Annotated in this window: 10 protein-coding genes; 5 read left to right on the top strand and 5 right to left on the bottom strand. The window is 65.7% G+C overall.

What is annotated here, in order from left to right:
• Positions 1–63: 63 nt before the first annotated feature.
• The 3 genes from BKA07_RS02990 to BKA07_RS02980 are packed head-to-tail and all read right to left on the bottom strand — an operon-like array spanning position 64 to position 2,870.
• A complete protein-coding gene (locus BKA07_RS02990; protein WP_167949591.1) occupies positions 64–810 on the bottom strand; it encodes an SDR family NAD(P)-dependent oxidoreductase in 747 nt (248 codons plus the stop codon).
• Between the two features lie 28 nt (positions 811–838).
• Positions 839–1,984 (bottom strand): acyl-CoA dehydrogenase family protein, encoded by a 1,146-nt coding sequence (locus BKA07_RS02985; RefSeq protein WP_167949590.1) that lies wholly within the window; start codon positions 1,982–1,984, stop codon positions 839–841.
• A gap of 58 nt (positions 1,985–2,042) precedes the next feature.
• Positions 2,043–2,870 (bottom strand): enoyl-CoA hydratase-related protein, encoded by an 828-nt coding sequence (locus BKA07_RS02980; RefSeq protein ID WP_167949589.1) that lies wholly within the window; start codon positions 2,868–2,870, stop codon positions 2,043–2,045.
• A 277-nt stretch (positions 2,871–3,147) separates the two neighbouring features.
• Between BKA07_RS02980 and BKA07_RS02975 the strand changes: the two genes are divergently transcribed.
• On the top strand, positions 3,148–3,768 hold the full coding sequence (locus tag BKA07_RS02975; RefSeq protein WP_167949588.1) for a hypothetical protein: 621 nt from the start codon (positions 3,148–3,150) through the stop codon (positions 3,766–3,768).
• 133 nt (positions 3,769–3,901) lie between these two features.
• On the opposite strand, the gene BKA07_RS19685 is transcribed toward BKA07_RS02975, so the two are convergent.
• Positions 3,902–7,237 carry a PDZ domain-containing protein gene (locus BKA07_RS19685; RefSeq protein WP_167949587.1) on the bottom strand — a complete coding sequence of 1,112 codons (3,336 nt, stop codon included), beginning with the start codon at positions 7,235–7,237 and terminating at the stop codon, positions 3,902–3,904.
• An 80-nt stretch (positions 7,238–7,317) separates the two neighbouring features.
• Between BKA07_RS19685 and argS the strand changes: the two genes are divergently transcribed.
• Complete coding sequence (gene argS / locus BKA07_RS02965) at positions 7,318–9,102, top strand: arginine--tRNA ligase (protein WP_167949586.1); 1,785 nt, start codon at positions 7,318–7,320, stop codon at positions 9,100–9,102.
• The gene (locus BKA07_RS02960; protein WP_342448974.1) at positions 9,099–10,409 is read left to right on the top strand and encodes an MFS transporter; all 1,311 of its coding nucleotides are present in this window, start codon (positions 9,099–9,101) and stop codon (positions 10,407–10,409) included. Before argS ends, BKA07_RS02960 begins: the two co-directional genes overlap by 4 nt.
• 100 nt (positions 10,410–10,509) lie before the next feature.
• Here the strand turns inward: BKA07_RS02960 and BKA07_RS02955 are convergent, their stop codons facing one another.
• Positions 10,510–11,292 carry a hypothetical protein gene (locus tag BKA07_RS02955; protein ID WP_245161812.1) on the bottom strand — a complete coding sequence of 261 codons (783 nt, stop codon included), beginning with the start codon at positions 11,290–11,292 and terminating at the stop codon, positions 10,510–10,512.
• A 173-nt stretch (positions 11,293–11,465) separates the two neighbouring features.
• Here BKA07_RS02955 and BKA07_RS02950 point away from each other — a divergent pair, with 173 nt between their 5' ends.
• Together BKA07_RS02950 and BKA07_RS02945 are read left to right on the top strand one after the other, a co-directional pair.
• A complete protein-coding gene (locus BKA07_RS02950; protein ID WP_167949585.1) occupies positions 11,466–12,005 on the top strand; it encodes a peptidylprolyl isomerase in 540 nt (179 codons plus the stop codon).
• Positions 12,006–12,078: 73 nt separating this feature from the next.
• Entirely contained in the window at positions 12,079–12,786 is a 708-nt protein-coding gene (locus BKA07_RS02945; protein ID WP_167949584.1) for a rhomboid family intramembrane serine protease, read from the top strand.
• Positions 12,787–12,957 lie beyond the last annotated feature (171 nt).

Genomic DNA, 12,957 nt, shown 5'->3' with positions numbered 1-12,957 from the left:
GCTCCTTTGCTCTGGTCTCGTGCCGGTGATTGCGGGTCGGTGCGGTGACTCGGTGAGAGAGGTTCAGGCCATGGTGAGTCCGCCGGAGACGGACAGCGTCTGACCCGTGACGTAGGCGGATTCGGGACGGGCGAAGAAGGCGACGGCATTCGCCAGGTCGTGGGGATGAGCGAGGCGACGCATCGGGATCGCCTTTTCCAGTGCGGTCCGCAGCTTCGGGTTGTCTTCCGAGATCTCGGCGAACAGAGGGGTGTCGGCAGGTCCCGGGCAGACGCAGTTGGCCGTGATGTTGTGCCGTGCGACCTCACGGGCGAAGGTCTTGGAGAAGGAGATGATGCCGCCCTTGGCCGCCGAGTAGACGGCTTCACCGCTCGAGCCCACACGTCCGGCGTCGGAGCCGATGCTGATCACGGCCCCGGATTCGGCGGCGATCATGTGGGCCGCAGCCGACTGCGTGCAGTTGAGCGTGCCGATCAGGTTGATGGCGATGACGCGATCCCAGGTTTCGGCCGTTGACTCCATGAAGGGCTCGACCTTGTCCCAGCCGGCGTTGTTGACCAGGACATCGATGCGTCCGAAGGTCTCGATCACTTCAGCGGTCATGGCATCGACCTTGGCCCGATCGGTGACATCGACGGAGAGGCCGATGGATTCGTTGCCCAGCGCCGAGGCGGTCTCCTGGGATTTCGTCTCGTCGAGGTCGGCCACGACGACGGTGGCTCCGTCGGCGGCCAGACGGGTGGCGATGCCCTTGCCGATTCCGGAGGCGGCGCCGGTGACGATGATGATGCGGTTGTCCAGTGCGGACATGGTGTGGTCCTTTCGACGAAAGCGGTTGTCAGGGGGCGTAGGCGCGTCCGGCCGATTCCCTGGCGATGACGAGTTTCATGATCTGTGCGGTGCCGTCCCCGATCTGCATGCCGAGCACGTCACGGAGTCGTTTCTGAATGTCTCGGTCCTGTTTGTAGCCGTTCTGGCCGTGCAGGAGGAGGCACTGGTGGATGGCGTGATAGGCCTCGAGCGGGGCCCACCATTTGCACATGGCCGCCTGCGAGGTGTGGGGCAGACCCTCATCGCCGAGCCAGAGCGTGTTCAGGCACAGGAGTCGTGCGGCGGCCATCTTCGTCTCGGCCTCGGCCAGGGGAAAGGAGACCCCCTGGAACGTCGACAAGGGCTGGTCGAAGGCTTCCCGGCCCTTCACATATCCCCAGGTGTCCTCGATCGCTCGGCCGGCACTGCCCGTGCATTGCAGGCCGATGAGGGCCCGGGAGAAGTCGAATCCCTGCATGACCTGGGAGAACGCTGCTCCCTCCGCGCCGAGGAGGTGGTCGGCCGAGACCCTGACATCGGTGAAGTCGACAGAGCCGCGGGCGACCGCGGACTGTCCCATATCGACGATCGCCGTGCGGGTCACTCCCGGGGAGTCGAGGTCGACGAGGAAGGCGGAGATGCCCTTGCCTCTGGTTGCGTCCGGATCGGTTCTGGCGAAGATGACTGTGGCCGTCGATGTCAGCGCCAGTGACATGGACTTCGTGCCGTTGATGATCCAATCGTCGCCATCACGTGTGGCCGTGGTCCCAGGATTGCCTGCATCCGAACCCGCTTCGGGTTCGGAGAGGCCGATGGCCACTGTCCCGGCACCGGAAGTGATGAGACGGCAATAGTGCTCGGCCACCTCGGCGCTCGCGTTGCGGGCGATGACCTGACCCATCAGTGAGCCCACGACCTGCAGATACGCTACGTTGAGGTCGCCTCGAGCGACCGCCTCGGTGACCAAGCCGGCGGTCACCTTCGACTGATTCTGTCCGCCGAGGTGGGTCGAGAGTTCGGGTGCGATGAGTCCCGCGCTGCCCATTTCGCGGGCGATCTCGGTGCCGATCTGCCCGTTGGCCTCGCGAGAAGGTGCCTCGGAGATGAGGCGTTCCTCGAACGCTGCCGCCTTGTCGAGCAATGTTTCGGCCCCTGGGGTGATTGCGAAGTCCACGGTGATCCTCTGTTCTGATGGTCCGGTCTCTGATGATCCGGTTGACCTCGGATGCGGCTCAGTGAGCGCCGTCGAAGCCGCTGAAGTCGGGGTCGCGCTTCTCTGCGAAGGCTTCCGCTCCCTCGTGCGATTCCGGTGAGTGTGCGTAGAGGTCGAGGGCACTCATGGCCAGGTTGGTGACACCGGTCTGCATCTCGGAATCGGCGTTGAAGGACTGCTTGAGGAACCGCAGCGCAGTGGGTGCCTTGAGCCCGAGGGCACGTGCCCGGTCCCTGGCCCGCGGCATGAGCTCCTCGGCCTCGACGACCTCATTGGCCAGCCCCCAGCTTTCGGCTTTCGGAGCATCGATGAGTTCGCAGAAGTACCACATCTCGCGGGCACGCTTCTCACCGATGATCCTGGCCAAAAAGGCTGAACCGTACCCGGCGTCGAAGGATCCGACCTTCGGTCCGGCCTGTCCGAATCGGGCGTGTGTGGCGGCGATCGTGATGTCGCAGAGAGTGTTGAGGACGTTGCCGCCGCCGATGGCGACGCCGTTGACCGCGGCGATGATGGGCTTCGGCACGGAGCGCATGGTCTTGTGCAGTTCCGAGATGCGGAACATGCCGTATCGGCTGGGACCGTAGTCTCCGGTCTTCGCCTTCTGCTTGACGTCGCCGCCGGCACAGAACGACTTCTGCCCGGAGCCGGTGAGGATGATGGAGCGGACTCGGTTGTCGCCCCAGGCCAGGGTCAGTGCCTCGATGAGTTCATCGACGGTCTGTGAGCGGAAGGAATTGAACGAGTCGGGACGGTTGATGGTGATGACCGCGAACGACTCCTCCACCTCATAGAGGATGTCGTCGAACTCCTGTGTGGTGCCTGCGGATTCGTGTGTGTCCGGCATCGTTGCCTCCTCAAGTTGGACTCCTCCGATCGGATTCGATCGTGACGCGAAGGAGTATGAATCGTAGTTCACACTAAGTGAACCGCAATTCACCAATGAGGTCAAGACCCACTTCGGCGATGTTTCGAAGGTGCTTGGGCGGATTCGCGCCAATGGACGGCGAGGGGTGCGAGAATGTGAATGCAGAACCGAGCCTCGCGATCCGGCGGTTGCCTTCTCTGCCCGCTGATTGCTCGACCGGAGACCGTGGCGCCCGTGCTCTCTCGACAGGACAGTGATGACTCAATCGCGCGAGACCAGACCCCAGCCGGCCGCCGGTGCGGAGATCGGCTCCCTGATCGGCGGGGCGTTCGGCCTCGTGTTCCTCATCGTCAACAGTGCCCAGTTCTCGACTCTGGGCCGCATTCTCGTGCTGGTGTTGGGCGTCGCTGCCTTCGCCGTCATCGCGGTCTTCGCCATCCGAGGTCTGCGGCGAATGGGGCGCACCGAGACCGCTGAGATTCGAGCCTCAACCCAGCAGACGATGCCGGACGACGGCACTCGCGAGGCCGTAGGCTTGAGAGCAGGCCCCTTCGGGCGCAGCTACTGGATCATCGTCGCGGTCGAAGCGCTCGCGCTCTTCGGCGGCACTCGCCTGTTGAGCGGCTTGGGGCACCCCGAGCTCGGAGTGGCCTGGGTGGCGTTCGTCGTCGGCACTCACTTCTATGCGCTCGGCCACGTATTCAAACTCAACCGATTCCACGTTCTCGCCACAGTCGTCACCCTGTGCGGCATCGTCGGCTTCATCGCCTTCTTCGCCTCGCTCCCGGCGTTCATCCCGATCTTCGGCGGAATCATCCCCGGATTCGTGCTCCTGGCCTTCGGTCTCTGGTCGCTCGTGGCGATCGAAGGGCGCTGAGCTGTCGCGTCGTGCGCAGCTGGGCGATGTGATTGTGGGCAGATGGTCGAATCTGCGCGTGATATCGACCATCTGCCCACAATGACGCGGACCATCTGCCCACAATGACGCGGGGTGCCCGCTGCTTTGGTGTCTACTGGACCCGTGGGGCCGGGAAGTCCGGGGCTGTGGCTGCGGGTGTCTCGTCGAGGCCGGCGAGCACCTCGGCGATGGCACGGTCGAGCTGCAGATCGTCCTCGCTGAATAGCTGCGAGGGGTCGTGCTCGACCTCGATGTCGGGGTCGACACCGTAGTTCTCCACACCCCAGCCCTTGCCCTCGAGCCAGAAGGCGTAGCGCGGCTGCGTCACTCCGGTGCCGTCGACGAGGTCGTAGCGGCCGTCGATGCCGACGACTCCGCCCCAGGTGCGGACGCCGATGACGGGACCGAGACCCTTCGCCTGCACACGGGCGTTGATGATGTCACCGTCGGATCCCGAGAACTCGTTCGCGAGGAAGGCGACCGGACCGCGGCGGGTGTCCTCCGGGTCGGGAAGCATGGTGTCGTAGTTCCTGGAGGCGTTCCATGCGATGACTCTGTCGGCGAAGCGCTCGGCCACCAGGGCACTCGTGTGACCGCCCCGGTTGAATCGGACATCGGCGATGACGCCCTCGGCGGACATCGCCTGCCGCAGATCACGGTGCAGCTGAGCCCAGCCGCCGGCCATCATGTCGGGGACATGGACGTAGCCGAGGCGGCCACCGGACTTCTTCGCCACGTACTCCCGCCGTGAACGCACCCAGTCCTGGTAGCGCAGCTTCTCCTCATTGGCCAGCGGGATGATCGCCACCACACGATCCTTGCGTCCCCGTCGCAGGGTGAGTTCGACGATCGAGTCCGCCGCTCCCACCAGATGGGCTGCGGGACCGCGCACCTCGTCGACGGGCTGACCGCCCACGGCGACGATGAGATCCCCTTCGCGGGCACCGACACCGGCCTGGCGCAAGGGTGACCTGGCCGCCGGATCGCTGCTCTCACCGGGGAGGATGCGGGCAATCTTCCAGCCCTGCTCGGTCCGCTCGAGGTCAGCACCCAGGAAGCCCAGCTTCTTCGACTGGTCACCGGGCGGGCTGGGCGGAGAGACATAGGCATGCGAGGTGTTGAGCTCGCCCACGGTCTCCCACAGGATGTCGACGAGGTCGTCGTGGGTCAGCGCCTTCGCCGCGATCCGGCGCCAGCGCAGGGTCACACCTTCCCAATTCACCCCATTCATGTCCGCGCGCCAGTAGTGGTCGCGCATGATGCGGGAGTTCTCCTCGAACATCTGCAGCCATTCGGCCCGCTGGTCGAGCTCGAAGCGCAGACGAGTGAGATCCACGGAGACCGAATCGTCGTCATCGGCTTCGACCTTGCGGGTGGCCGGCCGCACCGTCACACCCCCATCGTCGGAGACGATGATGAGCTTGCCGTCACCGGTCACGGCATAGTCATCGGCCTTGTCGACCACGGTGGAGAGCTTGCGCTTGGCGAAGTCGAAGTATTGGACCACCTCGCTCGGCTTCTCGCCTGCATCGCCGGAGCGCTTGTCGCCGAGCTCACCCTCCTCGGCATCACCGGTGCGCATCCACAGAACACCGCCCTCGGCCGCCTTCAGATTGCGGAAGACGCCCGAGGAGACGGGGAACGCCACGATCCTCTCCTCCGCTCCTTCCAGGTCGGCCTCGGAGGTGACGACAGTCTTCGCCTTGTCCGACTTCGAGGACTCATCGGTGACCTCGCCGATCGCCCACCCGCCGGCACTCGGTCCGAAGGGTGCGGGCTCGGTCGAACTCAGCGGCAGCAGCCACGGCCTGGTCACACCGTTGAACGAGAGGTCGAAGGAATGCTGATTGTAGGAGGGGTCGAAGGTCCGATCGGAGAGGAACGCGACATACTTGCCATCGGCGGTGAATGCCGGAGAGAAGTCGTTGAACTTCCCACTCGTCAGCGCCTGACCTTCACGATCCGACCTGGTGTCGACGATCATGAGCCGCTCCAGCATCTCCTCGCCCTGGGTCGGCTGCGACCACACGAGATAGCGGCCGTCGGGAGAGAACCGCGGAGTTCTGGCTTCCCCGAAACCCGAATGACCGACGAGGCGGGTCCTGCCGTTGCCGACCTCGACGAGGCGGATGCTGCCATCGTGGGAGATCGTGGCCAGGGTCTTGCCCGCCGGATCGGATGCCATGTCGAGGACACGTCCCAGGGCACCCGCCCCGATGCGCCGAGGCGGCTTGTCACCGGAGATCGCACGCACCTCGATCGAATCCTCTCCTTCGACGTCGGTGATGTAGGCGGCGAGTCCGGTCTGTCCGAGCACCACCGGCTCACGGGTGCGGATCGACGAATCCGCGCACAGCGCCCGTGCCGGGCCCTCACGGTAGGCCAACCAGAAGGTCTTCCCACGCCATTCCACCACCGAGGCATTGCCGGCGTGATCAGGCACGATGCTCAGCGTGCTGGACGTGGAATCGATATTGAGCGGCTGCACCCCGGTCCCCGGAAGCTGCACGTTCAGGGTTCGGATCTGCGCGTCGAGGCTGTCGAGGATTCGGATCTCCCCGTGACTGTGCCACACGATGCGGGTTCCATCGGTCGTCGCGTCGCGAACATAGCCTTCCGCCTCGGTCTGGAACGTCAGCTGCCGAGGTTCACCGGCGGCGGCCTGCTCCGATCCCTCGCGCGCAGACCCGGTCCCGCCGGTCCCGCCGGTCCCGCCCGTCGCGCCGGTCCCGCCCGTCGCGCCGGACTGCGTCGCCAGGCCGTCCCAGATCCACAGATTGGCCTGCTCGTGTGCATGGTGTGGGAAGGTGGCGGCACGATCGGAGGTGAAGACCAGCGAGTCGCCGACCCAGATCGGATCGGTCAGCGACGCCTCTTCCTCACGGAGCAGGCGCTGCCACCTGGCACCCGTCCCCGAGGAGTCGCCGGCGCGATCGAGCCACAGTCTGGGCGCGGTGCCGCCGCGATAGCGCTTCCAGTGTGCGGGTGGACGGGAGAACGGGGTGGACAGTGCCGTGACACCGGTGTGGTGTCTGGCCAGCCCCGAGGCCCGACCCAGCGAGAGACGCTCGACGCCGCCATCGAGGCCGACGGACTTCACCACATGGTTGCGGACTTCGAACTCACCGGCATTGGATCCGACGAGAACATGGGACTCATCGGTCCATCCCAGCATCGTCGTCGTCGACCCGCCCAGCCAACTCAGCCGTCGCAGGGACCCGGAGGCCACCTCGGCGAGCATCAGCTCGGGGTGACCGTCACGGAATGACACATAGGCGATGTGTGCGCCGTCGGGGGAGATCCGCGGACTGCGGACGGGAACATGGTCCGAGGTCAGACGCCAGGCACGCCCGCCGGCTGAGGGGGCGATCCAGACGTCGTCGTCGGCGGTGAAGGTGATGAGGTCACCATGGATGTGCGGATACCGGAGGTAAGAATACTGAGTCACGTGACCTACATTACAAGCTCGCGAGCCGAGGTGACGCGGCCCATGCGGCGCAGTCGACCCCCGACCAATAGAATGGTCTCATGCCATCATTGACTTCGCTTCTCAACGATCGTTTCGCACTCGCCCTCGAACTCTCCTTCGGCGAGGACTTCAAGCGACGCGATCCCGTGATCAGGAGCAGTCAGTTCGCCGACTTCCAGGCCAACGTGGCGCTGCCCCTGGCCAAGGAGCTCAAGTCCAAGCCACGCGACATCGCGAGCACGATCGTGGACAATCTCGACCTCGCCGGCATCTGCGAGACTCCGGAGATCTCCGGCCCCGGTTTCATCAACCTCACGTTCACCGCGGACTTCCTGGCGTCGACCCTGAGCCGGGGCGGTGCGACCGAGGTCGGCGGTGCGGTCGAGGTCGGCGACGCGGTCGACGAGAGCGCAGAGGTCACTGCCGCGAAAGGTGCGGCCGGTTCTGGGCAGCGCATCGTCATCGACTACTCGGCACCGAACGTCGCCAAGGAGATGCACGTCGGCCACCTGCGGACCACGGTCGTCGGCGACGCGTTGGCACGGACCCACGAATACCTGGGCAACACGGTCGTGCGCCAGAACCACATCGGCGACTGGGGCACCCCGTTCGGCATGCTCATCGAGCATCTCCTCGACGTCGGCATCGAATCCGAGACGGCCCAGGACATCTCGGACAACCCGAACGCCTTCTATCAGGCTGCGCGCGCGAAGTTCGACGGTGACGAGGCCTTCGCCACCCGCTCCCGCTCCCGCGTCGTGTCACTGCAGGGCGGCGACGAGGCGACCCTCGAACTCTGGGAGCGCCTCGTCGGCTTCTCGAAGACCTACTTCAACCGCATCTACTCGCTGCTCGACGTGACCCTGCAGGATGACGATCTTGCAGGTGAGAGCAAGTACAACGATGATCTCGCCGCGGTCTGCGCCGAACTCGAGGACAAGGGCCTGGCCCGCATCAGCGACGGTGCCCTGTGCGTCTTCCCCGAGGGCTTCACCGGCCGTGAGGGCGAACCGCTGCCGCTGATCATCCGCAAATCCGACGGCGGCTACGGCTACGCCACGACCGACCTCGCGGCCGTGCGCCATCGGGTGACTGAACTCGGCGCCGACCGCGTCCTCTACGTCGTCGGCACCCCGCAGGCCATGCACTTCGAAATGGTCTTCTCCATCGCTCGGGCCGCCGGCTGGCTGCCCGAGGGCGTCGCCGTCGAACATGTGAAGATCGGCAATGTGCTCGGCGACGACGGGAAGATCCTGCGCACCCGCTCCGGCGCGCCGCTGCGCCTGGCCGAACTCCTCGAGGAGGCCATCGCACGGGCGAAGACCACCCTCCAGGAGTCGAACGCCGAATTCGGCCCCGAGGAGGAAGCCGTCGTGGCCAAGGCAGTCGGCATCGGCGCCGTTAAGTACGCCGACCTCTCCGTCGCCCACGACACGAGCTACACCTTCGACCTCGACCGCATGCTCGCTCCCATCGGCAACACGGCCCCCTACCTCCAGTACGCCGGCGCACGGATCCGCTCGATCCTGCGCAAGACGGATGACGATGCGTTCGCGGCTGCGCCGATCCATCTCGGCGAGGCGGCCGAACGTGATCTGGGCCTGTCCATCCTCGGGTTCTCCGATGTCCTCGCCGAGGTGGCCGCCGGGTCCGCGCCGCACCGACTGTGCACGTACCTGTTCGACCTCGCCCAGTCCTTCACCTCCTTCTACGAACAGTGCCCGGTCCTCATCGCCGACTCCCCCGAGGTCCGCGATTCCCGGCTGCGTCTGAGCCAGACGGTCCTCGAGGTCCTCGAAGCCGGCCTCGGAGTCCTCGGCATCCGCGTGCCCGAGCGCATGTGACACCATCGTCGCGCGCCGCCGGGCGGATGCTGCCGTGGATGATCGTCGGCATCGTCGTCCTGGCGATCAATCTGCGGGCACCGATCATCGCCCCGACGGCCATCCTCGGCGAGATCCGGGATGACACCGGGCTGAGTGCGGCCGGGGTGGGACTCCTCACCGGCCTGCCTGTCCTACTGTTTGCGCTGGCCACCCCTGTCGCCGGGAAGACCATCGGTCGTCTCGGCGCCGAGGCGACCGTGCTGTCCTGTCTCACCGGCGTCCTCGTCGGAACCGTTCTGCGTTCCGTCGGACCGCCGTGGCTGGTCCTCGTAGGGACCGGAATCATCGGATTCGCGATCACCCTGGGCAATATCGCGGTGCCGGTGATCATCCGGCGTGAGGTTCCGTGGAACCAGGTGTCGATGGTGACCGGTCTGTATTCGGCGACCATGAACGTCGGCTCCATGATCACCCTGCTCGGCACGGGACCGCTGGCGGCCGCCTTCGGGTGGCGTTGGGCCGTGGCCATCTGGGGCACCTTGGCTGTCATCGGACTCGCCTTCTGGCTGTTCCTCGTCCGAACCCGGATCCGTGGCAGCGAACCGTCCGAGGCCGCGATCGAATCGTCCGAGGCCGCGATCGAACCGTCCGAGGCCGCGACCGAATCGTCACGGACATCGGAGTCCGGTGGTCCGAATCGGCCGTGGCGAGAGGCCCCGGTGGAATTTCGGCGCATCATCGCGCTGCTCGTGGTCACCTTCAGCGGACAGTCGATCGCGTACTACACGACCACGACATGGCTGCCCTCGATCCTCGCGGACACCGGACGCCTGAGCTCGGCGGCTTCGGGCGGCACCGCCTCACTGTTTCAGGTCGCGGCCATCCTGGGCGCATTCGGAGTGCCCTTGCTGGCGGCCCGATCCAAACCCTGGGCCCCGGTGGCGATCATCGCCGTTCTGTGGATCTCGCTGCCGCTCGGGCTGCTGCTGGCACCGAACGCCTACGTGCTGTGGGCGATCACCGGGGGTGTGGCCCAAGGCGGCGGCTTCACCGCGATCTTCTCCATCATCGCCCGCACCGCCGGAAATGATCGGGAGACCGCATCCGCCTCGGCGCGGGTGCAGGGCGGAGGCTATCTCGCCGCGACGCTGGCTCCGCCGTTCGCCGGCTGGCTGGGCAATGTCACCGCGGGATGGGCCGCGCCGATCCTGCTCATCCTCGCGGCGACCCTCGCGTTCACGATCTGCGGTCTGCTGGCCGCTCGGATCTCCGGTCGGTTCGGCAGAGGTGGTCCATCGGGCAGGCGCGAGGTGCTCGACGAATGACGAACGGCTCCCGTCGCCGGCAGCTTGTCCACGTAGGCAGGTGGACGAACTGTCAGCGACGGGAGCCGTTCGATGTGCCCGGCCGGTGCGGCCGAGCCGATCAGTGCTTGGCGTTCTTGTCTTCGACCGACTCGGCAGTCGAATCCTCTGTGGTTGACGGGGAGTCGGCGGCCGCCTCGGCGGACTTCGTCTCGGGCACCGCGGTCTGCGAGACCTCGGGGGCCGTTGCCTGATGGGACGCCGGGGTCGAACCCACCGGACGGGCATCTGCCGGACGGTTGTTGGGCAGCGGGGTCGACCAGGGATCCTCGACCGGCTGCGCCTTCTTCCACACGTAGTAGCCGATTCCGGCCGCCGAACCGATGACCAGGGTCCACACGACTGCGGTCTTGCCGCCGCCGGACTTGCGTGCGGTGTCCTTCTGGATCCGCTTTCCGGCATTCGTCAGGGCCTTGCGGGCCTTCTTGACGGCCTTCTTGTCACCGGTCACGCGCACGGCCAGATCATCGATGAGCTGAGGGGTCTCAACGTTTGCAAGGGAGTTGGCGGCGTTGGACGCGACCCTGCCGGCGCGTTCGGTGGCTTCGGGGCGGTAGGCCTCGAGTTTGTCCGCCCAGGCATGGACCTGATCGTTCGCCTTGTCTGCGAATGCCTCGACCTGCGGACGAGCCCGCTCGGCCAGACCTTCGGCCCGATCGGCCAGTGCTTCGACCTGCGGGCGCGCCTTCTCAGCGAAGGCTTCGACCTGAGGGCGTGCCTTGTCAGCGGTATCACGGAGTTTTGGCGCTGCGGCTCCGCTGGCATCGGCCAGGACTCGGAGTGACGTCTGCTTCGCGGAATCGAGCTTCGAAGCTAACGGATCTCGAGCTGACTTCTTCGACATGAACATTCCCAATCCTCTTTGTCGCCGGTCAATTGATCAGTCTCAGTCTACGGCCTCGGTGCAAACCTCCGGACACCCGCCCGACATGAAATTGCCTGCGGATACGCTGACAGAGTCCGCAATCCCACCGGTGCGAATCTGCGGAACCCGCGCGGGCGTGGAAGAATGACCCCATGACTACAGCTTCTACGCACACAGCAGTCCTGCACACCAACCACGGTGACATCACCCTCAACCTCTTCGGCAACCACGCGCCGAAGACCGTTGCCAACTTCGTGGAGCTGGCCAGAGGCGAACGTGAGTTCACCGACCCCGCCACCGGCGAACCCGCCAAGCGTCCGTTCTTCGACGGACTCAACTTCCACCGCGTCATCTCGAACTTCATGATCCAGGGCGGCTGCCCGCTGGGCACCGGCACCGGCGGCCCCGGCTACACCTTCGACGACGAGATCCATCCGGAGCTGCAGTTCGATCGCAAGTACCTGCTGGCCATGGCCAACGCCGGCAAGCAGATGGGACGCGGGACCAACGGCTCGCAGTTCTTCATCACGACCGCCGAGACCCCATGGCTCAACGGCAAGCACACCATCTTCGGCGAGGTCGCCGATGAGGCCTCTCAGAAGGTCGTCGACGACATCGACGGCGTCCGGACCGCGGCCATGGACAAGCCGGTCGAGCCCGTGGTGCTCGAGTCGGTCGAGATCAGCGGCTGAGACCGTTCGCCGGTGAGCATCGGCACTCGCAGCGCTCGAGTACTGAGGCCACCGAACTGAGTACCATGGTGTGATGGACACACCTCAGGAGGGCTCGGCCCGGGAGACCGGCCGGGCCCTTTCTGCGTCCCCACCGCTGGTCACCCGGTCGATCATGATCCTCACGGGCGTGGTGTTCCTCGCCCAACTGCTGCCCGCTCTGGATCTCGTGCACAGGCTCAGCTTCGTGCCCGCACTCGTCCTGGAGCAGCCGTGGCGGGTGGTGACCGTGGCGCTGGTGCACGAACAGCCCTCCCCGTTCCATCTGCTGGCCAATATGATCGGCCTGTTCTTCTTCGGCTCCTTCGTCGAGCGCGCCCTCGGCCACTGGCGCTTCCTCGTCCTCTATGTGCTGGGGACGATAGGCGGATCCGCCATGGTCCTCGTCCTCGCGAAGCCCTTCTCCCAGGACTGGGTGACCAACAACATCGGCGCCTCCGGTGCGGTCTTCGCCATCATCGGAGTCCTCTTGGTCCCGACGCGGTCACTCGACCGGAACATCGCCGGAGTCGTGCTGTTCGTCGCTCTCAACTTCGGATACGGATTCCTCGTCGCGGGAGTGTCCTGGCAGGCCCACCTCGGCGGACTCATCGCAGGCTTCGTGCTCGGCTGCGGCGCGCTTCTGGTCCCGAAGAAGCGGTCGGGGCCGGTCTTCTCCCTCGCTGCCGCCGGACTGCTGCTGGTGATGCTTGCCGCGGGTGCGTGGCAGATGGTTGAGGCCTGGCGGGTCGCTGCTGTGTGAGGGCCGGCGAACCGGGGCCCAGTGAGGGCGCCGGTGGGGGTTTGTGAGCAGACCGTCGGGAAGAGACGCAGGCTTATAACAGACTCCGGGCCGAAATTGGACTCTGTGACAGCTCAAATTGTCTGTCCACAGATGTTATCCACATGGTGGATAACTTACATGCGAGTATTT

The organism is Brevibacterium marinum (genome assembly GCF_011927955.1).
Taxonomy (GTDB): Bacteria; Actinomycetota; Actinomycetes; order Actinomycetales; family Brevibacteriaceae; genus Brevibacterium; species Brevibacterium marinum.
The sequence above is the reverse complement of the archived record's forward strand: the minus strand, read 5'-3'. Positions and strand labels throughout refer to the sequence as shown.

What these genes read in the sequence shown, in the direction of transcription:
- BKA07_RS02990 (WP_167949591.1), bottom strand. Translation starts at nt 810, where the DNA reads ATGTCCGCACTGGACAACCGCATCATCATCGTCACCGGCGCCGCCTCC.
- BKA07_RS02980 (WP_167949589.1), bottom strand. Translation starts at nt 2,870, where the DNA reads ATGCCGGACACACACGAATCCGCAGGCACCACACAGGAGTTCGACGAC.
- BKA07_RS02975 (WP_167949588.1), top strand. Translation starts at nt 3,148, where the DNA reads ATGACTCAATCGCGCGAGACCAGACCCCAGCCGGCCGCCGGTGCGGAG.
- argS (WP_167949586.1), top strand. Translation starts at nt 7,318, where the DNA reads ATGCCATCATTGACTTCGCTTCTCAACGATCGTTTCGCACTCGCCCTC.
- BKA07_RS02955 (WP_245161812.1), bottom strand. Translation starts at nt 11,292, where the DNA reads ATGTCGAAGAAGTCAGCTCGAGATCCGTTAGCTTCGAAGCTCGATTCC.
- BKA07_RS02950 (WP_167949585.1), top strand. Translation starts at nt 11,466, where the DNA reads ATGACTACAGCTTCTACGCACACAGCAGTCCTGCACACCAACCACGGT.
- BKA07_RS02945 (WP_167949584.1), top strand. Translation starts at nt 12,079, where the DNA reads ATGGACACACCTCAGGAGGGCTCGGCCCGGGAGACCGGCCGGGCCCTT.